Annotated in this window: 13 protein-coding genes and 1 pseudogene; 5 read left to right on the top strand and 9 right to left on the bottom strand. The window is 71.2% G+C overall.

Annotated elements, in window-relative coordinates:
• The first annotated feature begins 1 nt into the window (after window position 1).
• Together ACZ68L_RS33880 and ACZ68L_RS33885 are read left to right on the top strand one after the other, a co-directional pair.
• On the top strand, window positions 2-8,380 hold the full coding sequence (locus ACZ68L_RS33880) for a type I polyketide synthase (protein WP_469584866.1): 8,379 nt from the start codon (window positions 2-4) through the stop codon (window positions 8,378-8,380).
• A 192-nt stretch (window positions 8,381-8,572) separates the two neighbouring features.
• Window positions 8,573-8,980 carry a RidA family protein gene (locus tag ACZ68L_RS33885; protein WP_469584868.1) on the top strand — a complete coding sequence of 136 codons (408 nt, stop codon included), beginning with the start codon at window positions 8,573-8,575 and terminating at the stop codon, window positions 8,978-8,980.
• A 210-nt stretch (window positions 8,981-9,190) separates the two neighbouring features.
• Here ACZ68L_RS33885 and ACZ68L_RS33890 read toward each other — a convergent pair whose 3' ends face one another.
• Entirely contained in the window at window positions 9,191-10,258 is a 1,068-nt protein-coding gene (locus ACZ68L_RS33890; protein WP_469584872.1) for a PP2C family protein-serine/threonine phosphatase, read from the bottom strand.
• Window positions 10,259-10,794: 536 nt separating this feature from the next.
• Between ACZ68L_RS33890 and ACZ68L_RS33895 the strand changes: the two genes are divergently transcribed.
• From ACZ68L_RS33895 to ACZ68L_RS33905, 3 genes are read left to right on the top strand one after another with little or no spacing between them, the layout of a single operon-like run.
• A complete protein-coding gene (locus ACZ68L_RS33895; protein ID WP_469584875.1) occupies window positions 10,795-11,004 on the top strand; it encodes a ferredoxin in 210 nt (69 codons plus the stop codon).
• A complete protein-coding gene (locus ACZ68L_RS33900; protein ID WP_469584878.1) occupies window positions 10,994-12,361 on the top strand; it encodes an NAD(P)/FAD-dependent oxidoreductase in 1,368 nt (455 codons plus the stop codon). The genes ACZ68L_RS33895 and ACZ68L_RS33900 overlap by 11 nt, the downstream gene beginning before the upstream one ends.
• A gap of 36 nt (window positions 12,362-12,397) precedes the next feature.
• Window positions 12,398-13,600 (top strand): cytochrome P450, encoded by a 1,203-nt coding sequence (locus ACZ68L_RS33905; protein ID WP_469584881.1) that lies wholly within the window; start codon window positions 12,398-12,400, stop codon window positions 13,598-13,600.
• A 195-nt stretch (window positions 13,601-13,795) separates the two neighbouring features.
• Here ACZ68L_RS33905 and ACZ68L_RS33910 read toward each other — a convergent pair whose 3' ends face one another.
• The 8 genes and pseudogenes from ACZ68L_RS33910 to ACZ68L_RS33945 form a co-directional block, all read right to left on the bottom strand.
• Window positions 13,796-14,269, bottom strand: coding sequence for a hypothetical protein (locus ACZ68L_RS33910; protein WP_469585017.1), 474 nt, complete (start codon window positions 14,267-14,269; stop codon window positions 13,796-13,798).
• A 29-nt stretch (window positions 14,270-14,298) separates the two neighbouring features.
• Window positions 14,299-14,622, bottom strand: a pseudogene (locus ACZ68L_RS33915) (AMP-binding protein); the annotation flags it as partial.
• Between the two features lie 90 nt (window positions 14,623-14,712).
• Complete coding sequence (locus ACZ68L_RS33920) at window positions 14,713-15,297, bottom strand: RBBP9/YdeN family alpha/beta hydrolase (protein WP_469584884.1); 585 nt, start codon at window positions 15,295-15,297, stop codon at window positions 14,713-14,715.
• The gene (locus ACZ68L_RS33925) at window positions 15,294-16,544 is read right to left on the bottom strand and encodes an MFS transporter (RefSeq protein WP_469584886.1); all 1,251 of its coding nucleotides are present in this window, start codon (window positions 16,542-16,544) and stop codon (window positions 15,294-15,296) included. The genes ACZ68L_RS33920 and ACZ68L_RS33925 overlap by 4 nt, the downstream gene beginning before the upstream one ends.
• Before the next feature lie 111 nt (window positions 16,545-16,655).
• Window positions 16,656-17,573, bottom strand: a complete 918-nt coding sequence (locus ACZ68L_RS33930; RefSeq protein ID WP_469584891.1) for a TauD/TfdA dioxygenase family protein — start codon at window positions 17,571-17,573, stop codon at window positions 16,656-16,658.
• Window positions 17,574-17,612: 39 nt separating this feature from the next.
• The gene (locus tag ACZ68L_RS33935) at window positions 17,613-18,584 is read right to left on the bottom strand and encodes a quinone oxidoreductase family protein (RefSeq protein ID WP_469584896.1); all 972 of its coding nucleotides are present in this window, start codon (window positions 18,582-18,584) and stop codon (window positions 17,613-17,615) included.
• Window positions 18,585-18,665: 81 nt separating this feature from the next.
• Window positions 18,666-19,724, bottom strand: a complete 1,059-nt coding sequence (locus ACZ68L_RS33940) for a beta-keto acid cleavage family enzyme (protein ID WP_469584897.1) — start codon at window positions 19,722-19,724, stop codon at window positions 18,666-18,668.
• 386 nt (window positions 19,725-20,110) lie between these two features.
• Window positions 20,111-21,133: an AraC family transcriptional regulator gene (locus ACZ68L_RS33945; RefSeq protein ID WP_469584899.1), complete on the bottom strand. Its 1,023-nt coding sequence runs from the start codon at window positions 21,131-21,133 to the stop codon at window positions 20,111-20,113.
• Between the last annotated feature and the right edge of the window lie 76 nt (window positions 21,134-21,209).

Below are 21,209 nucleotides of genomic sequence, written 5' to 3' on the forward strand. Positions count from 1 at the left end.
GGTGGGTCCGCACGCCGACATCGTCAAACCACTGCCGGAACTGCTCGGGGACCACGCCCGGCGCCTCGGGGACAAGGTCTGTTTCCAGCACCGGCTCAGGCGTGTGACCTACCTGGAGCTGGAAAGGAGAACCGCACGGCTGGCCGGTCACCTGGCAGAACTCGGCCTGGCGCGCGGTGACCGGGTGGCCGTGCTGCTCGGCAACCGTGTCGAGGCGGTCGAGAGCCTGCTCGCCGTCACCCGGGCGAGCGGCGTGGGGGTACCTCTGGACCCGGGGACCTCGGAGGAGGAGCTGACCCGCTTGCTGGACGACAGCGGGGCACGGGTGCTCATCACCGATGGCGCCTGCCTGACGCGGCGGCGAACGCTGCCGTCGCGACCCGGGCTGACCGTGGTGGTGGCCGAAGGCGGCGCCGAGGACGGGGACGGGAACTCGCCTTGGTGCGCGGACTTCGAGGAGCCGACGGACGGGGCCGGCGCAACCGGGGGCCGGCCCGCCGCGGTCGCGGGCGGCGTTCTGCGGTACGAGGAGTTGGCGGGTACGGAGCCGCGGACGCCGGCCCGGGACGATCTCGCACTGGACGAAGTGGCCTGGCTGCTCTACACCTCGGGATCCTCCGGCGTGCCCAAGGGCGTCCTGTCCACCCAGCGAAACCGCCTCGCGCCGGTCGCGACGGGCCTCGTCGGCGTCCTGGGCCTGTCCGAACGGGACCGGGTGCTGTGGCCGTTGCCCCTCCATCACGCGATGAGCCAGATCGTGTGCTTCCTCGGGGTGACCGCGGTGGGGGCGAGCGCGATGCTGCTGCCCCGGTTCTCGGTGGCCGGGGTGCTCGGCGAACTGCGTCGTGGCGAAACCTCGTTCACCCTGCTCGGCGGGGTCCCCACCACGTATTCGGCGCTGCTCGACGCGGTCCGGGGCGAGGAGAGCGGCAAGGACGGCGGCGGTCTCGGCGCCCCCGCGCTGCGGGGTTGCGTCAGTGCTGGCGCCGCGGCGGGGCCCGGGTTCCGCGAGTCCTTCGAGGCGATCTGCCGTGCCCCCTATCTGGAGCACTACGGCAGCACGGAGGCGGGCCCGGTCACCATGCCGGCGCCGGGCGAGGCGACGACGTCCGGGGCGTGCGGCCGGGTGCTTCCCGGCACCCGGGTCCGGGTCGGCGGGGGCCCCGACGGCCGGGACACGGGCGAGGGCGAGTTGTGGGTCAACGGGCCCGGTGTGATGGCCGGTTACCACGGCAGGCCGGAAGCCACTGCGGAGGTACTGCGCGATGGCTGGTTCCGCACGGGTGACCTGGCCAGGATCGATGCCTTCGGTGGACTGGCGGTCACCGGCAGAGCGAGTGATCTGATCATTCGGGGCGGGGTGAACATCCACCCCTCGGAGGTGGAGGCGGTGCTGCGGCGGCTGCCGGGGGTGGCGGACGCCGCCGTGGCCGGACGCCCGCACCCCGTCTTCGGCGAGGTGCCGGTCGGCTACCTGGTCCCCGAGCCCGATGGCGGCGTGCTGGACAGGGGGCGCATCCTCGCCGCCTGCCGTGCGGAACTGTCCGGCTTCAAGGTACCCGTCGAGCTGTTCGAGGTGACGGAGATTCCCCGTACCACCTCCGGGAAGACCCTGCGACGGGACCTCGCCGGCCGGCCGGCGCGGGCGCTGGGCGCGGAGACCACCGGGAAGCCGTCGGAGGGCTTGCTGACCCTGGTGCGGAACGAGGTGGCGGCCGTGCTCGGCTGTGCGGCTCAGGCGGTGGAGCCGAACACGGCACTGCGGGACCTGGGTATGGACTCCCTGACGGCGACGGTGCTGCGGGAGCGCTTGTCGGCGGTCACCGGCCTGCCGCTCTCCGAGGCCGTCGCCTTCGACTTTCCCACGGTCGCCGCGCTCGCCGCCCACCTCGGGGCACGGAACGCCGCCGCGCCGGCCGGTGCCGGGCCCATGAACCGGGGTGCGGCCCGGTCGGACGACGACCCCGTGGTGATCGTGGGGATGGCATGCCGCTATCCCGGAGACGTGACGTCTCCCGAGGAACTGTGGCGGCTGGTGGCGGACGGGAGGGACGCCATCGGTCCCTTCCCCACCGACCGGGGCTGGGACACCCGGGCGCTGTACGACCCGGACCCCGGGCGGCCCGGACGGACGTATGTGCGCGAGGGCGGTTTCCTCTCGGGTGTGGACCGCTTCGACCCCGGCTTCTTCGGCATCTCTCCCCGCGAGGCGCTGGCCATGGACCCGCAGCACCGGCTGCTGCTCGAAGTGGCGTGGGATGCCTTCGAGCACGCCGGTCTCGTCCCCGGCACCCTGCGCGGCTCGGCGACCGGGGTGTACGTCGGGCTGATGTACAGCGACTACGCCCGCCACCTGACAAGGACGCCCGAGCATGTCGAGGGCTACCTCGGCCTCGGCAACGCCGGAAGCGTCGCCTCGGGTCGTATCGCCTACACCTTCGGTCTCGAAGGCCCGGCCCTCACCGTGGACACGGCGTGTTCCTCGTCCCTGGTGGCCCTGCACCTGGCGGCCCAGGCGCTGCGCCGGGGTGAGTGTGCCTTCGCGTTGGCCGGCGGCGCCACGGTGATGTCGGGGCCCTCGTCGTTCGTGGAGTTCAGTCGCCAGCGGGCGCTGGCTCCGGACGGCCGCTGCAAGGCGTTCGGCGCGTCGGCCGACGGCACGGGGTGGGCCGAGGGCGCCGGAATGCTGCTGCTGAGCCGGTGGTCCGAGGCGCGCCGCGCCGGACTTCCGGTACTGGCCGTGGTGCGCGGTTCGGCGGTGAACCAGGACGGGGCGAGCAACGGGCTGACCGCACCGCACGGACCGGCGCAGCAGCGGGTGATCCGGCAGGCACTCGCGGACGCGGGGCTGAATCCCGGGGACATCGACGCGGTGGAGGCGCACGGCACCGGCACCCGGCTGGGGGATGTCATCGAGGCGGAGGCCTTCTTCGCGACGTACGGGCGCCAGGCGCGGCAGCGTCCCCTCCGGCTGGGCTCGGTGAAGTCGAACATCGGTCACACCCAGGCCGCCGCCGGAGTGGCCGGCGTGATCAAAATGGTGCAGGCGATGCGGCACGGCGTGCTGCCGCGTACGCTGCATGCCGACGAGCCGACCCCCCGTGTCGACTGGTCGACGGGGCGGATCGCGCTGCTGACCCGCATGGTGGAGTGGCCTGCGACGGACCGTCAGCGACGGGCGGGGGTGTCCTCGTTCGGCATCAGCGGCACCAACGCCCATGTGGTGCTCGAAGAGGCCCCGGGCCACGGGGAGGCCGCACCGCCGTACGTCGTGGCGGACGGCGGGACCGCAAGCAGCCGCGTCGGGCCCGGGGCGGTGCTGGAAGGTGCGACACGCCCCGGACCGGCCGCGGTGGCCTTTCCGGTGTCGGCCAGGAGCATGCCGGGGCTGCGGGACCAGGCACGACGGTTGTACGACCATGCGGTCGCCGCCCCTGATGCGGCCCCGGTGGACATCGGCTACTCGCTCACCACCACGCGTGCGGCCTTCGAGCACCGGGCCGTGGTGGTGGCCCGGGACCGTGCCGAGCTGCTCGGCTCCCTGCGGGCCGTGGCGGAGGGTGGCGACCGGCCCGGAGTGCACACGGGCACGTCCCGCCACCACGGCCCGCCGGCCCTGCTGTTCACCGGTCAGGGCAGCCAGCGTGTCGGCATGGGCCGTGAACTGTACGAGTCGCGGGATCTGCATCCGGCCTTCGCCAGTTCGTTGGACGAGTGCTGTGCCCTGCTCGACACACTGCTGCCGGTGCCCCTGCGGGACGTCATGTTCGCCGGGCCCGGTACGGAGTCGGGCGCGCTGCTGCATACGACCCGGTTCGCGCAGCCGGCGCTCTTCGCCCTGGAGACGGCCTTGTTCCGGCAGTTCGAGGCCTGGGGGGTACGCCCCGGCCTGGTGGCCGGGCACTCGGTGGGCGAGGTGACGGCGGCACATGTCGCCGGGGTGTTGTCCCTCGCGGACGCGTGCACACTGGTGGCGGCCCGGGGCCGGCTGATGGACGCGCTGCCTCCGGGCGGCGCGATGGTGGCTGTGGCCGCCGGGGCGGACGAGGTGGCCGCCCACCTCGCCGAGACCGGGGGTGCGGTGGAGATCGCCGCGGTCAACGGGCCCGCCTCGGTGGTCGTCTCGGGCGACGAGGCCGCGGTGTGGGAGGCCGCCGCGTACTTCCGGACGCGGGGCCGTTCGGCGACGCCGCTGCGGGTCGGCCATGCCTTCCACTCCGCTCGGATGGAGCCCGTGCTGGCCGACTTCGCGGACGTGGTCCGGCGTCTGTCGTTCGCCGCGCCGCGGCTGCCTCTGATCACCGCCGTGCCGGGCCGGGCGGCCACCGACGAGGAACTGTGCACACCGGAGTTCTGGGTGGACCATGTCCGCCGTCCGGTCCGCTTCGCCGATTCGGTGGCGCACCTGGGTGAGCGAGGCGCGGCACACTACGTCGAACTGGGGCCGGACGGGGTGCTCACCGGCCTGGTACGAGATTGCCTCGCCTCGTCCGGACCGGCCCCGGCCGACCCGGACACGGGCGAAGCGGGCGGCGGCAAGCGGGGCCCGGCACCGCTGGTCCTGCCGACACTGCGCGGGACGCGGCCGGAAGCGGACGCCCTGCTCGACACGCTGGCCGCGCTGCACGCCCACGGCGTGCCCGTCGACTGGCGGGCCGTCTTCGCCGGGCGCGGCGGGCGGCGCGTCGCACTGCCCACGTACGCCTTCCAGCGCCGCCGGTACTGGCTGGAGTCCGCCCCAGGGAATCCGCCCGTGTCCCCGACGGCCGAGCCCACTCATCCGTTCCTGCGGTCGGACACCCGCACGGCCGACGACGACGGGTTGCTGCTGAGCGGGTTGCTCTCGGTGCGCGACCAGCCGTGGCTTGCCGACCATGTGGTGGCTGGGGAGATCTTGCTACCGGCGACCGCCTTCGTCGAAATGGCCCTCCACGCCGGCGAGTTGGTGAGCGCGGCCGTCCTGGACGAGCTCGTCCTGACCGCGCCGCTGCCCTTGCCCTCGGACGGTGCCGTCGCCTTGCAGGTGAAGGTGGCGGGGGCGGACGACGCGGGACGGCGGACCGTGCTCTTCCACTCCCGGCCGCACACTCCGGCGAGTGACCAGCCCTGGCTCCGGAACGCCGTCGGCACTCTTTCGCCGGCGCAGCCGCCCGCGGACCGGAAAGCGGCCGCCGTCGAGACCGGCGGCGCGCCCCGGCCGCACGTGTCCTGGCCGCCGGAGGCGGCGACGCCGGTGCATGCCGACGATCCGGGGACCGGACCGTACGAGCGGCTGGCCGCCGACGGGCTGCGTTACGGCCCCGCCTTCCAGGGCATGCGCGCCGCCTGGAGGCACGGGGAGGAGCTGTACGCCGACGTCGCGCTGCCCGAAGCGGCCCGGGCCCCGCGCCCGGAGGCGGACGGCCCGGACTTCGTCCTGCATCCCGCACTGCTCGACGCGGCGCTGCACGCCCTGGCCCTGGACAGCCTTGGCACGAACGGTTCCGGGACAGCCGGTCCGGCAGCCGACGGGTTGTCCCTGCCGTTCGCCTTCAGCGGAGTGCGCGTGCACACCACCCGCGTAGAGCGCTTGCGGGTACGGGTGACCCCCGGGCCCGACGGGCGGGCCGGAGTGGAGCTGACCGATGGGACGGGCTCACCGGTGGCGACGGTCCGTTCGCTGACGCTCCGGCCCCTTCCGCGTACCGGATCGGCGACGACGGACGCAGTCACCGGTGCTCTCCACCGGACGGACTGGGTGCCGTTGACCGAGCCGCCCGCACCTGCGGCGATGCCCCGCTGGGGGGTTCTGGGCACGGCGGGCACACGGCTGGTGGACGCCCTCGTGCCCCCGGGTTCCGTCGTCCCGGTGTACCCCGGCCCGGCGGCGTGCGACGCGTCGTCGGCCGTCGTCGTGGCACCGTGCCCGCCGCCGCCCGACACGACCGGCGGCGCGCGGGACCAAGCTGCCGGGGTGCTGCGGGCAGCGGACTGGGCGCTGAGGCTCGTGCAGGAGTGGCTCGCCGAACCGCACCTGTCCCGCTCCCGTCTCGTCCTCGTGACGTCCGGCGCCGTCACTTCGGCCGACGACGGTTTCCCTGCGGACGGCGCCGGTCGCGGGAATGACGGCCGATCCGGCGAAACAGCGTCCGTACCGTTGCACACACCGGTGTGGGGACTGGTCCGCTCGGCCCTGCGGGAGAACCCGGGCCGCTTCGCCCTGATCGACGTGGACGAACACCCCGACTCCTGGAGTGCCCTGCCCGCCCTGCTGACCGCCTCGGTACCGGAGGCAGCCGTACGTCGGGGGACGGCGTACGTGCCGAAGCTGGTGCCACTGGCCACGGCGGCACCGAAGCCGCGGAAGCGGCGGCCGCTCGACCCGGAGGGCACCGTCCTGGTCACCGGCGGCACCGGTTCCCTGGGCATGCTGGTGGCGCGGCACCTGGTCACCACCCACGGCGTCCGGCATCTGCTGCTCGCCGGCCGACGCGGGCCGGACGCTCCAGGGGCCCGGGAACTCGTCGCGGAACTGCGTGAGGCGGGCGCCCGGGTGACCGTTCACGCCTGTGACGTCGCGGACCGGACCGCGCTCGCCGCCCTGCTCGACGTGGTACCGGCGGCCCACCCGCTGACCGGTGTGGTGCACACCGCGGGAGTGCTGGACGACGGCGTCGTCGCGGCGCTCACCACCGACCGTCTGCGCCGGGTACTGCGCCCCAAGGCGGATGCCGCTCTCGCTCTGCACGAACTGACCTTGGGACACGACTTGGCCGTGTTCGCGCTGTTCTCCTCGGTGGCGGGTACCTTCGGCTCCGCCGGCCAGGCCAACTACGCCGCGGCCAACTGCGTGCTCGATGCCTTGGCACGGCACCGCGGGCGGCTCGGACTGCCCGGTACGTCGATCGTCTGGGGCCCCTGGCGGCAGAACGACGGCATGATGGCGCACCTCGGCGACGCGGATCGGCAGCGGATGGCCCGCTCCGGGTTCGGCCCGCTCGGGCCGGAAGAGGGCCTGGTCCTCTTCGACGCCGCGGTGGCCGGTGACGAACCTGTGGTGGTGGCGGCCCGCCTCGCCCCGGCTGCTCTCCGCGGCGGCGACCCGGCGGCGAACAGGCTCCGAACGCCTGGTGCCGACGCGGACGGGGACCCACTCGGCCGGGCGCCGGCGGCTGCTCGCCCCGACGAGCAGGGCGGGGTGCTGCTCACCAAGGTCCGGATCCTGGCGGCCCGCGTCCTGGGCCACCGGGAGGAGGCGAGCGAGATCGACGAGGACACCCTGCTGGCGGACCTGGGGCTGGACTCCCTGGCCGCGGTCGATCTGCGCAATGAGCTCGCGGAGTGGACGGGGCTGGCACTGCCGTCCACGCTGCTGTTCGACTTCCCGACGCCGCGCGCGCTCGCCGCCGAACTGACGCGGCGGTATGCCGCCGAGGCACCTCCTGTGGGCGCCGCGTCCGCCGGCCCGGTACGGCCCGAGGCGGCCGGCTCTCCGGGGCGACCGGCGGACGACGGCGCGGGGGGCGGTCCAGGGGCGGGCACTCCGCCGGACGCCCGGGTACAGGCCGCCGACGCACCGCACGCCGGGGAAGCTCCGGATTCCCTGGGCGCGCTCTTTCGTACCGCATGCGCCCGGGGACAGAGCTGGGACGGCATGGTGCTCATCACCGTCGCCGCGCGCCTGCGCCCGGTTTTCGACAGGGACGGGGCGCCCGGTGCGACGCACGTACCCGTCGTGCTCGCGGCGGGCGGCACGGGGGCCCGGCTGGTCTGCTCCCCCGCGCTCAGCGCGCTGTCCGGACCGCAGGAGTACGCGCGCCTCGGTGCCGGGCTGCGGGGGCTGCGGCCGGTTTCCGCGGTGCGGCACCCGGGGTTCGAGCCCCGAGAGGCTCTGCCCGCCACACTGGACGCCCTTGTCACCGCCCAGGCCGCCGCCGTCCGCGCAGCCGCGGTCGAAGGCCCCCCGGTACTGCTGGGGCGGTCGGCCGGTGGCTGGGTGGCCCATGCCGTGGCCGAGCGTCTGGAGTCCGAGGGTGCCGCCCCGGCGGCCGTCGTCCTGGTGGACACCCATCCCCCCGGTCACGGCGACCGGGGTCAGGCGCTCTCCGCGATGACCTCGGACATGCTGCGCCGGGCGGCGGAATTCGCCTCTGCCGAGCCCGACCGGCTCACCGCCATGGCCGGATACTTCGAGCTCTTCAGTGACTGGAAACCCGCGCCGCTCGCCTGTCCCACCTTGTACGTACGAGCCCGGGACCTGCTGCCCGGCGCCGAACCCGCCCCGGACTGGGGCCTGCCGCACGCCGAGGTCACCGTGCCCGGGGACCACTTCACCATGCTGGAGGAACACGCCCGTACCACCGCACTCGCGGTCCACGAGTGGCTGGGCAGCCGGGTCTGAGGACGTCCTGGGAGAAGCGCGGGGGTGCGTGGAACGGCTCCGTCCCACGCACCCCCGCGCCCGCCGCCCTCGCGGCCAGTGCCGTTCGCTGCCCGCGCCACGGCGGTCGCCGACCCGCACACCGCATGCCTGGCACACCTCACAAATGACCAGCGCGATTCTCGACTCTCCGTCTCGGAAAGGGGGCGTGGCATGATCGGCGCCATGGAGCACTTCATACGTCCCAACGGTTCACCGCCCGTCAACGGCTACAGCCACGCGGTCGCCTTCACCGGAGCGATGGTCGCCGTCTCGGGGCAGGTTCCGATGGACGGCGACGGCAATCCGGTCGGTAAAAAGGACGCTGAGGCCCAGGTCCGGCAGGTCTACGCGAATCTGACCACCGCGCTGGAGGCAGCGGGCTCCAGCCTGGAGCACGTAGTCAAACTGACCGTTTACCTGACCGATCTGGACGATCTGGGCGCGTTCCGTAAAGTGCGAGACGAATACCAGGACGCAGAACACCCGCCCGCCTGCTCCTTGGTGAGGGTCGCCGGCCTGGTTCACCCGGACTTCCGGGTCGAGATCGACGCATTGGCCGTGGCACCGAGCGCTGGGTAATGGCTGGGTCCACTGAGCCTCCGCCAACTTGAAGCCAGAGGCCAAAGGGCTGGTGTGACGGTCTTGTGGGTGCTCACGCTGGTCGGGAGCGGAAGTCTGCGGAGTAGATCGTCCGTCAGCACTGTCGGTTCGCCGGTTCCTGCTCACTGCGGCCGGGGGGCCTTCTACGATCCTGTGCGGCGGGCTGCGTGAACGACCGTCCGGCCCGCATCACACCCCGTCCGACGCCGTGCCGGCCACCGCACGGACGGCGATGGCCGCGATGTCGTCGTCGAGACGGCCGTGGCTGTAGCGGACCAGGTCGCTGTGCAACTGCCCGAGCAGCCGGGACGGGGAGTCCGCGTCCCACTGTCCCGCGTGCTGCACCAGCGGGAAGAACGCACCGGTGTGGTCGCGGGTCTCGGTGACGCCGTCGGTGTAGAGCAGCAGCTGATCCTCGGCGGCGAAGGAGAAGGTGTCGATGCGGTAGTCCTCCCCGACCAGCGCACCCATGTTGATGGGTGGCGAGGGAGCCGTGGGGGTGACCTCGCGGACCGTTCCCGCGCGAAGCAGCAGCGGAGGAGGGTGTCCGCAGTTCACGGTCCCGACGGCCGACCCGCCGTCGGGGACCTCGACCAGCAGGGCCGTGGCGAAGTACTCCATCCGGTCGCCGGGCCGCAGCGCGGTGTAGCGGCTCGTGCTGACGTCCAGTCGGCGTGCCAGCCGTGCCAGGTCCGGCTCGTCGTACGCGGCTTCCCGGAAGCAGCCGAGGATCGCTGAGGCCATGCCGACCGCAGGGAGGCCCTTGCCGCGCACGTCTCCGATGATCAGGCGGACGCCGTGGGCTGTCTCCAGTGCTTCGTAGAAGTCGCCGCCGACGCGGGCCTGCGCCGCGGCGGCCAGGTACAGAGCCTCGATGTCCAGCCTGCCGAGGCGGTGCGGCATGGGGCGCAGCAGGACTTTCTGGGTCGTCTCGGCGACGGAGCGGACGTCGGCGAGGGTCTGCTCCCGCTGCTGGCGCACATAGCTGGCGCAGGCGGCCGCGGCGGTGGCGCCCGCGATCACCGCGAGGGTGAACAGGTGTGTGTGCGAGCTCTCGCCCGGATTGCCGATGGTCAGAACGATCACTACGTCGATGGCCCCCGCGAGCCCACCGATGGCCACCGTTCCGGCCACTGGCCACACCGAGGCGGCGAACGCGGGGGCGAGCGAGAGAAAGCGGCTGAAGTAGAGACCACTGGGAGTCACGAAGGCCAGCACGGTGATGACGGCGGTCAGTGCCAGGGGCGCCAGACGCACCAACTGCTCCCCGAGACCGCTGCCCGCACGACGCCAGAATCGACCCGAACAGTTCACATAAGCAGCGTATAGGGGCGATTGCATCGAATCGGCCGGACACGGCGCCGGCAGCCCGCCAGGCCCAGGGCGACCGGATCCGCGTCACCGGGGCCGGGGCCACCCTCCTCCCCGCACATGGCGAGCCCCGCACCGAGCCCGGCCGGGCCGATCACCGCTCTGCTCGACCCCGGGCAGGCTCCCGCCGAGCGGGTCGCCCGGCTCTGTGCGGAACGCCGGAAGGCCGGGCTCGCCCTCGACGGCTTGAATCGGACCGAGCGTTCACCCTCGGCGCCGGGCCGAGGATCTCTGCCGCGGACCCCGGCTCCCCTCGCACCGGGCGGCCGACGAAGCCGTTCGTCCGGGCGACCCGGCGCGAAGGTGCCGCGCAGGACCACTGCGCCGTACCGCAACCCGACGGAGTAACCGCGCGAGCGCCTGTCCCCGCACGGCGGTAGGAAGGAACCGGACACCGGGGGCGATGGAAGGAGTGGCTCGGAATGCGGATCGTCGTAGACCTCACCCGCTGCCAGGGGTACGCGCAGTGCGTATTCCTCGCGCCGGACGTGTTCGAGCTGCACGGGGAGGAGGCGCTGCTGTACGACCCGGCCGTCCCCGATGACCAGCTCGAACGCGTGCGCCAGGCCGCGGCCGCGTGCCCGGTCCAGGCCATCCGGCTGGGTGAGGAGGTGAGCGTCGATGTCCGGTGACCTGTGGGAGGGCCGGATCGTCATCGTCGGCGCGTCGCTGGCCGGGCTGCGGGCCGCCGAGACGCTGCGGGAGGAAGGCTTCACCGGACCACTGACCGTGGTCGGGGACGAGCCCCATCCGCCCTACGACAGACCTCCGCTGTCGAAACAGGTGCTGCTCGGCCGGGTGGCGGCGGACTCCACCGGTCTGCCGGTCGGGCGGGACCCGGAAGCGGAGTGGCGGCTCGGAGTGCGTGCTACGGGGCTGGACCCGGTCAGGAAGCAGGTGATGCTGGCTGACGGGGAACCGCTGCCGTACGACCGGCTGCTGATCGCCACCGGGACCCGGGCGCGTCCCTGGCCCAACCCGGCGGAGGCCGCACTGGACGGGGTGTTCACCCTGCGTACCAGCGACGACGCGGGCCGCCTGGCCGAGCGGCTGGCCGCCGGGCCGCGCCGGGTGCTGGTGATCGGCGCCGGATTCACCGGCTCGGAGATCGCCTCGGCGTGCCGGGAGCTGGGCATCGAGGTCACGGTCGCCGAACGCGGCCCCGCGCCGCTGGTGGGCGCGCTCGGAGGAACGCTGTCGAAACTCGCGGCGGGCATGCAGCGAGCCCACGGTGTGGACCTGCGCTGCGGTGTGACGGTCACCGCGCTGCGCGGCAACGGCCGGTTCACCGGCGCGGACCTGTCCGACGGCAGTCGCGTCGACGCGGACCTGTGCGTCGTGGCGCTGGGGGCGGTCCGCAACACCGAGTGGCTGGCGGACTCCGGGCTCGCGGCCGGCCCGCGCGGGGTCGCCTGCGACGCCGGGTGCCGCGCCTTCAGCATGTACGGGATCGTCACCGACGACGTCTTCGTGGCGGGCGACGTGGCCCGCTTCCCGCACCCGCTCTTCGAGTACCAGATGCTCTCCCTGGAGCACTGGGGCAACGCGGTCGCGCAGGCCCGGGTGGCGGCCCACAACATGATCAACCCTGGAGTACTGCGGCGCCCGCACCTCACGGTCCCGGTGTTCTGGTCGAGTCAGTTCGGACTCAACATCAAGTCCGTGGGCGTCCCCACCTTCTCCGACCAGGTGGTCATCGCCCAGGGCTCGCTCGACGAGCGCCGTCTGGCGATGGTCTACGGCTACCGGGGCCGCATCACGGCCGCCGTCACCGTCAACATGGCCAAATGGCTTGAGTACTACGAGGGCCTGATCGAGACAGCGGCCCCGTTCCCCCCTGCGCCCGGCGCGGCCGACCGTGCGACGGCAGCCGACATTGCGATCCCCTCCGACGTACCGGACCCGCAGCTGCTCTCGCACGGCCCCACCGTCGCACTCACCGGTTACCTGCCGGACCGCCGGCTCATCACGGTGCGGCACACCGGCTGACCCACCGTCCCGCCCGTCCACGAGGAGCCCAACCGCATGACCGCCGACACGCTGCTGGAACGGATCACCGACTACGCCAACCGACCCGACCCCTACCCGTTGTACGCGGAACTCCGTGAGGCGGGGGTGGCACGGCAGACGGACGGCAGCTACCTGGTCGGCACGTATCACGAAATCGCCGCCCTGCTGCACGACCCGCGCATCAGCGCGGACCCTCGCAACCGCAGCGTCCCGCGCAGCCAGCTGTCCGAGGAGGAGCTGCGGCCGCCCTTCCTCCGGCTCGACGACCCCGAGCATCAGCGACTGCGCAGCCTGGCGATGCGGCCCTTCGGTCCGCCGCACAGCCCGGGCCGGGTCGACGCCATGCGAGGCGAGATCGCCCGGATCACCGAGGAACTGTTCGAGGCGCTCCAGGACCGCCGGCAGATCGACGTCGTCGACGACTTCGCCTACCCGCTGCCCGTCACCGTCATCTGCCGGCTGCTCGGTGTGCCGCGCGAGGACGAGCCGCTCTTCCGGGGATGGTCGGACACGATTGTCGAATCCGCCGACATCAGACCGGGCGAGGAGGCCACCGAGCGCCTGCGGGCAGGCCGGCAGGCGCTGGCCGAGATGGGCGACTACCTCGTGGACCTCGCCGAGCGCCGCCGCGGCCGGCCCGGCGACGACATGCTCTCCGCATACGTCAACGACGACGACCCGGCCGGACCGCTCACCCGCGAGGAACTCGCCGCCACCGCCGTGCTGCTGCTCATCGCGGGACACGAAACCACGGTCAACCTCATCACCAACGGGGTGCTCACCCTGCTGCGCCTGCCCGACCAACTGGACCGGCTGCGCCGTCACCCCGACCTGCTGCCGAGCGCGGTGGAGGAGCTGCTGCGCTACGAGCCCCCGGTCCACATGCGAGAGCGGTTCCCCCTCGCCGACATGGACGTCGCCGGCACCACCATTCCCAAGGGCTCACCTCTGGTGCTCGCGCTCGCCTCAGGCAACCGTGACCCCAAGCGATTCCGCGACCCCGACGTGTTCGACCCCACCCGGCCGGACAACCAGCACCTCGGCTTCGGCAGCGGCATCCACCTCTGCTACGGCGCACCGCTCGCCCGCATCGAAGCCCAGATCGCCCTGGGCGCGCTGATCCCCCGCCTCGGCACCGCGCACCTCGTCCAGGACCCGCCCCCCTACCGGCGCAACGCCATGCTGCGAGGCCCCCGCCACCTGCCCGTCGAGCTCTGAGCGGTCAGGTGATTGGCGTGGCAGGCTCCGCTCCACGCGGCCCGACAGGAGCTGCTGGAGGCCCGGGGCCCGGGGGCATGAGTTCCAGTGGTTGTCGCAACACCCCAGTTGAGGGGATGCGATGGACTTCAAGATCCAGGACCGGTCCGTCATTCAGGAGCGCCGTGCCTTGTCCGAGGCACGGCGCCCCTGCCTTCAGCTCATGCGGCAGGGTGTGAGCAGCAAAGAGGCGTGCCGGATCGTCGGCATCAACGAGAAGACCGGGCGGCGCCGACGTAACGGCCGTGCACCGTCCGGCGGGCGCGTCGGGGCCGGATATCGGCGATCAGCACCAAGGGCCGGATGCACTTCATGGTCTTCACCAAAGCATTCACCGCCGAGGCGATGTGCCACTTCCTGGACCGGCTCGCCGGCCGCTTCGACCGCAACCACCGACAGGTCCGGTTCGACCGCGACCCAATCGCCGTGCCGCCAGACACCGGGATAGACATCGAAGCAACTCGCCAGACAGCGCTGGATCTCCAGGTCGTTGACGAAGTGCAACGGCATCGTGGGAAGCGGTGCCGACACCACCAGCTCCCCCTGTGCCCCGACAAGCGGCTGCCCGGAGCCGTCCCAGGCGGCGATGGCGACGCCGAGCTCGGGACACTGCATCCGGCCGACCCGCACCGGGAGGAGCGGGGAGCCCTCGCGAGGATCGAGCAGACATCGGTCCCTCCACAGATCGACTGCAGCCGGGCGTCGGGGGCGAGACGGTCGTAAACCCAACGCCACGTGCTGCCGGGAAGCGATGAGCCGGTCTGCAGGATGGACCGCAGAGCGCTCAGATCGATCCGATCTGCTGGGTGTGCATCCGCTTTCTCTGCGGCGACCAGGTAGGCCGCTCCCACGCCGACCATCGTCGCGCGCGTCTGTGCGGCGACCTTCCAGACGCCGTTGATGTCGCTGTTTGTGGGGCTGCCGTCGTACAGGACGATCGTGGCGCCGTGCAGCAGGCCGCCGACCATGAAGTTCCACACCATCCAGCTGGTGGACAAGGGGCGCTCTGCGGCTCACGGCTCCCTCCTGCCCGGCGTGGGCAGGAGGGAGCCGTGAGACAAGGTCGTCGCCGGTCACGCGGACATGTCGGACGAGGCTCGGCCGAGTTCGCGCACGAACTCCTCCGCCCGGGGCCATGCGCCGTAGCCCGAGGCGGGGTTGAGGTGACCGACCGGGCCGAGGTCCACGAGGCGGCTCCCCCACACCCGGGCGAGATCAGCGACGCGATCGGCAGCGGCCAGGGGGTCGTTCGTGCTCGCTGCGACGATGCTGGGGAAGGGCAGGGGCGTCCGCGGCGTCGGCGTCCAGCCGTTTTCGCGCAGCGCTACCGGGGTGGGATAGCCGTCCGGCAGCGGGGTGACGAAGTCGGGCGGCGTCGCCAGCAGCGCCCCCTTGACCGGACGCCGGTGTCGTTGCGCCCAGTGCACGGTGGTCATCACCCCTGCGCTGTGGGCGACCAGTAGGACGGGGCCGGAAATATCGGACAGGACCTCGTCCAGTGCGGCAACCTGGGCGTCGCGGCTCAGCCTGTCCTTCTCCAGCGGGGGAACGGTTCGGGCGTCGGCGATCTTGGTGGCGAGGACCGTCTGCCAGTGGTCCGGCACGTGATCGCGCAGCCCGGGGACCATGACGACCGTCGGCAGTGCGCTGAGACTCATGACTGCAACTCCGGGATCTTGAGCGCCAGGTCGGGGAGCAGCCCCAGGCGGCGCAGATCTCTTTCGTAGGAGAACTTGCCGATGGTGAAGGCCACGCCGCCCGCGAGCGCGACGAGCGGAATCACCCGCAGTGCGCCGAGCAGGCCCAGGTGGTCCGCGAGCATGCCCGTCACCGCGGGTCCGGGAGCCAGCCCGAGCAGGCTGTTGGCCAGGGTCAGGGTGGCGAAGGCCGTCGCCGCGATGGCGGCGGGGGTCAGATCTGCCACCATGGCGGCCGCCGGACCGGCTGTGCCGCCGGCCACCAGGGTCCCCGCCGCGATCAGCACGAGTTGCAGCGGGCCGGCCGGCAGGTGGAATCCCGCCATCAGCAGCACGAACGACCCGAGCGCGCAGCCGATCGCAACGATCCACTTCCGGGCCGCGGCCTTCCGGCTGAGGCGGTCCGCGACGATCCCGCAGAGGATCATGCCAATGCCACTGATCAGCGCGAAGACTCCGGCGGCCAGGCCGGCCTTCGCAGGAGGCATGGCGTAGTACCGGTTGAGGAAACTGGGTATCCACGCGAGCAGGGCCATCGCGATAAACATCTGCAGCCCGCTGCCGATGTAGGCGCAGACCACGGAGACCGAGGAGAACAGTCGCGGCAATTGGGACCGGATGGGGGCGTGTTCGCCGGACTTGGCGCTGTTACGGATGGACGCCGGGCTCAGCCTCTTCTCTGTGACCACGACGCCATAGACTGCGGCCAGGATCAGTCCGAGGATTCCCATCGCGCCGAACGCCCAGCGCCAGCCATACTCCTGGGCGATCACACCGCCGACCGACACACCCAGCACGGATCCGAACGACCCTCCCGCCATGAAGGCTCCGGAGAGCGTGGCTCGCAAGTTGATGGGGAACACGCTGAGAACCACCGCGATGCCGACACTCCCGTAGGCAGCCTCTCCGACGCCCACCATGAACCGGCCCAGGAACATCTGGCCGTAGCTCGCGGAAATGGCGCAGCCCAGCGTCGCCAGGCTCCAGGCCGTCGCGGCGACGACCAAGATCTTGACCCGGCCCCAGCGGTCCGCCAGAAGCGACAGGGGGAAAGTGAGCACACCGACCATCAGGGCCACGATGCCGCTGAGAGAGCCCAACTCGGCATCGGAGAGCAGCCATTCCGCCTTCAGCAGAGGAAAAACCGCGTTGAGGACCTGTCGCGACATGTAGTCGGACAGCAGAAGCCCAAAACCGAGGGCGAACACCAGCCAGGCATAGCTCCGGGACACAGTCGGTGCGACGGGAAACGTCCCTGACACCGTTGTACCGGCAGTGTGCAGTCCCATTGGCATCACCATTTCGTCTCTGGTCAGGGCTCAGAAAGGTTGGTCGCCGACAATCCCCGCGCGCTCCATCCTGCGGACGGCGGGCCAGTAGTCCTGGACGGCGTAATGCTGAGTGGAGCGGTTGTCCCAGATGGCGACGCTGTTCTTCTGCCAGCGCCAGCGCACCTGGTATTCGGGGACGGCCGCCTGGCTGATCAGGTAGTTCAGGAGACTGCCCGCTCCGGGCGCGTAGTCCTGGCCGAAGCGCACGTTCTCGGGCGTGTGGTAATTGACGAAGTGCGTGGTGAAGGCGTTGACGAAGAGAATCTGCTCGCCGGTCTCCGGGTGGGCACGCACCACTGGGTGCTCCGGGTCGGGGAAGCGGGCCTTCAGTTGATGGCGTTGCTCCGTCGGCATCACGGCACCGAAGGTTGCCTCGATGCTGTGACGTGCGCGCAGGCCCGCGATCTGCGTCTTGATGTGCTCCGGCAGCCTACGGTAGGCCTCAGCCATGTTGACCCAGATCGTGTCACCACCCACCTCTGGTGTTTCCACGCAGCGCAGCACGGCGCCCATGGGCGGGCACGCGCGCCAGGTTGCGTCGCAGTGCAGCGCGTTCTCGTAGTGCTCGGGTTTGCTGTCCAGATCCTTGTAGATACGGACGAGCCCTGGGTGGCCGGGGTCGCTGCCGACCACCGGATGGTCCTCCAGCGGGCCGAAGCGCCCCGCGAAGGCGATGTGTTCGGCGCGCGTGATGTCCTGGTCACGCAGGAACAGGACCTTGTACTGCAGCAGCAGCGCCTTGATTTCGGCGAAGAGATCGCCGTTGCGCGCAGCGTCGCCGAGGTCCACACCGGACAGTTCGGCGCCGATGGTGCAGGTCAGGGGCTCAACTTTGATCGAGCTGCGGAGGACACCCGGGCGCACCAGGGCGGGCGTGTCTTCCTTCGGGCGGACGGTCTGGGGCATGTGTTCACTCCTGGGGGTGACGTGCGGGGCACGACGAGCTCAGAGGACGAAGACAGAAGATCCCGTGGTCCGCCCCGCTTCCAGATCACGATGGGCCTGCACCGCGTCCTGAAGGGCATAGCGCTGGTTGGTCTCGATCTTGATGCGGCCGCCCGCGACGTGCCCGAACAGCTCGGCGGCCAGGGAGTCCCGCTCCGCCGGATCGGCGATGTAGTCGGCCAGCGCGGGGCGGGTCACGAACAGCGATCCGTGGATGGCCAGTTGCATGGCGTCGAGCGGCGGGATTCCGGAGGCCGTGCCGAAACACACCAGCAGGCCGCGGCGTTGCAGCGAAGCCATGGATCCGGCGACGGTGTCCTTGCCGATACTGTCGAAGACGACCGGGACGCCCTTGCCGTCGGTCAGTTCACGCACCCGCTCGGCCACGTTCTCGCGCCGGTAGTGGACGATGTGCTCGCAGCCGTGGGCGCGCGCGACCTCGGCCTTCTCCTCGCTGGAGACCGTACCGATCACCGTGATGCCAAGCAGTTTCGCCCACTGGGAGACGATCAGACCGACGCCGCCGGCCGCCGCGTGGAGCAGCACGGTATCGCCGGAATTCAGCGGGTGGATCCGTCGCAGCAGGTACGCCGAGGTGAGGCCGCGCATGGTCATCGCCGCGGCGGTCTCGCAGCCGATCTCGTCCGGCAGCTTGATCAGTGAATCCGCGGGCATGACCCGCTCCGTGCTGTAGGCACCCAGCGGACTGCCGGTGTAGGTCACACGGTCGCCCTCGGCGACATGCGACACACCCGCGCCCACGGCCTCGATCACACCCGAGGCCTCCACGCCGAGCCCCGCAGGCAGCGGAGCCGGGTACAGGCCCGTGCGGAAATAGATGTCCGCGAAGTTGAGTCCGACGGCGACGTGCCGGATCCGTACCTCGCCCGGCCCCGGGTCACCGACGGCGACCTGTTCCCACCGCATGACCTCAGGGCCACCGGTTTCGTGGAATCGAATGGCATGTACCAAGGCGTGCTCCGTTTGCTCGTGTGTAGGGCTGCGTGGAGCGGCGGCGGGACGGGAACCCGGGCCGCCGCCGCTGGGGGCCGGTCAGCTCTTGAGGTCGCGCAGCATGGAACCGCGGTGGCCGGGGCGGCGGTTAGGCACCATGCCGAGCTGGGCCAGGGTCTCGTCGGCGTCCGAGTACCATTCGCCGATCTTGTAGATCTTCTTCGCTTCCTGCCCGGTGGCGATCTCACGCCCGAGCGCACGGGCGATCTCGGCCATCTGCTCGACCTGCTCCACGGAGGACATCCGCTTGCCCTTGTGCCGCCACAGGTTGTCCTCGTTGCCCACCCGCACGTGCGTGCCGAGGGCGATGCCGATCGCGTTCATCGGCGCCACCGCGCGCATGGATGCCTCGATGGTGAGTACGGCACCATCCGGGACACGGCGGATGAACTCGATCAGGTCGGCCGGGTGCCGGCCGGCGAACCCGCCGCCGATGGCAACGTAGTTGAGGACCAGCGGCCCGCTGTAGACGCTCTTGCGGATCAGCCGCTCCACGGTCTCCAACTGTGCCATGTTGGCGAGTTGGAAGTGCGGCTGGATGCCGTGGGCACGGAGCCGCTTAAGATGCTCGAGATAGAAGTCCGGACCAGCCTCGACCACCATGTCCCGGTAGGCCTTGTGGTACCCCGGCTTGGCGATCGAGGTGCCCTCGATGTCCTCGTCGTCGAAGAGCTCGATGATGTTCATCTGGTTGGTGTTGATCGCGATCGTCACCTGATCGGGCCTGGGAGTGATCTCGGCCAGCATGTGGCGCGTGTCGTAGCTGAGCCACTTGGCGTCGCCGCCCTCGTCCTCGGGGGCGAAGGAGATCGATCCGCCGATCTGCAGCACCATGTCCGGCACGGCCTCGCGCAGGCGGGCCATCAGCTCGTTGAACATGGAGATGCGCTTGGATCCGTGGCCGTCCAGCTCGCGCACGTGGATGTGCAGCACCGTGGCGCCGGCGTTGTAGCAATCGACGGCCGCCTGCACGTGCTCGTCCATGGTGAGCGGGAGGTCGTCGGCGTCACCGGGCAGCCACTCCGGCCCGTAGGGCGCGGCCTGGATGACCAGCCTCTCCTGGTTCTCCGGGTACAGGGAGTCGTCGAAGAAGTGCATGGTCCATCTCCTTTGTCGGATCGGTCTTCACTCGCCGCACGCATCACTGCCTGCGATGCGAGGCCCGGAGGGCTGGCGAGGAGCGGACGCGGGAATGCAGACGGGCTGCCTGGGCTCGCCGGGGTCTCGGATACGATCAGCGGGCCCGGGAGAGAACATTCGGCTGCGGGCAGGGTTTCTGCCCGTCCTCGTGGGATCGGCCATGTTCCTTGCGGTGAGGCAACGTTAAGTGCGGGCTAGGGTGCGCGCTTGACCGAGGGTGACAGAAGACTTGCCGCTTGGGGACATGCCTTGCCCTCGCGGCCGTCGTCCCCGGGCCGAGGCAGGGACATGACGGGGTAGGGCGTGAACTGCCGTTCCACGCCCCTGTACAGAAATCTTGGTGGTCACTCCTCGCCGGAGGGCTGCTGCCTCGTCCCACGGACCCGCCACTGCCTCGGGCTGCAGCCGAACCGCTCGCGGAACCAGCGCGAGAAAGCACTCGGTGCCGAGAATCCCAGGAGCCCGGAGATCTCCGTGAACGAGCGGCGCGGGTTCGCCACGAGTTGCTCCGCGAGCTGGGTACGTGTGGCGTTGAGAAGGGCGGAGAACGTCTCGCCCGAGGCCGCGAGGTGCCGGTGGATCGTCCTCCGGTCGATGCCGAGGCTGTCTGCGACCTGCTCGATCGAACAGCGCCCGGTGGGCAGCAGGACTTCGATCAGCTCACGCACGCGGTCCAACACGGTGGTGTCCTTCGAGACCGCGACGGACTCGAAATACTGCCGGGCGTACGTCCGCATCAGCGGGTCCGACATGGGGTTGGGAGCCCTGAGATCGCCGGCGTAGAAGACGATCCCGTTGAACTCCCGGTCGAATTCCACTACGGGGCCGAAGAGGCGCCGGTGGGTGCTGGGATCCGCCGGCGCGTCGTGCGTGAAGCACACGGACAACGGCTGCCACCGGGCACCGAGAAAGCTGCGGAGGACTCCGTGGAAGGCCCCGACTGCCAGCTCAGTGGCCTGGCGGGCGGCCATGGCCTCCCCCAGTTCGAGGCTCACTTTGAGGGTGGCCAGGCCGTTCGCCCCGGAGAGCCTGCTGCGGAGCATCTCGTTGTACATGTGCTCATGGCGGACGAGAAGTTCGAGGGCGCTGCGGACATCGGGCTCGTCGCGCAGGACCAGACTGATGGGGCCGAGATTGGAGAAGCTGCGTCGCTCGGCGAGGAGCAGGCCGAAATCTCCGCGCCGTGAGGCCGCCGCCGAGAGTTCGAGCAGCTGGGTGACCGCCGTGCCGGGGATCCATCTGTCCTGGACCGCGAGGCCGACAGGGTCCAGGCCCACGCGCTTCATCAGGGCCCGCGCATCGATGCCGAGCGAACGGCTCACCTCGACATAGTTGTTCAGCGCTGCATTGCGGACAAGAGGCTTCATGGGCGCGCTCCAGGGGCTTTGTCCCCAAGTGATAAGTGAGATGTCACGTCACGTCAAGCCATGGGTCACGTCGTGA

The organism is Streptomyces sp. NPDC104309 (assembly GCF_055584025.1).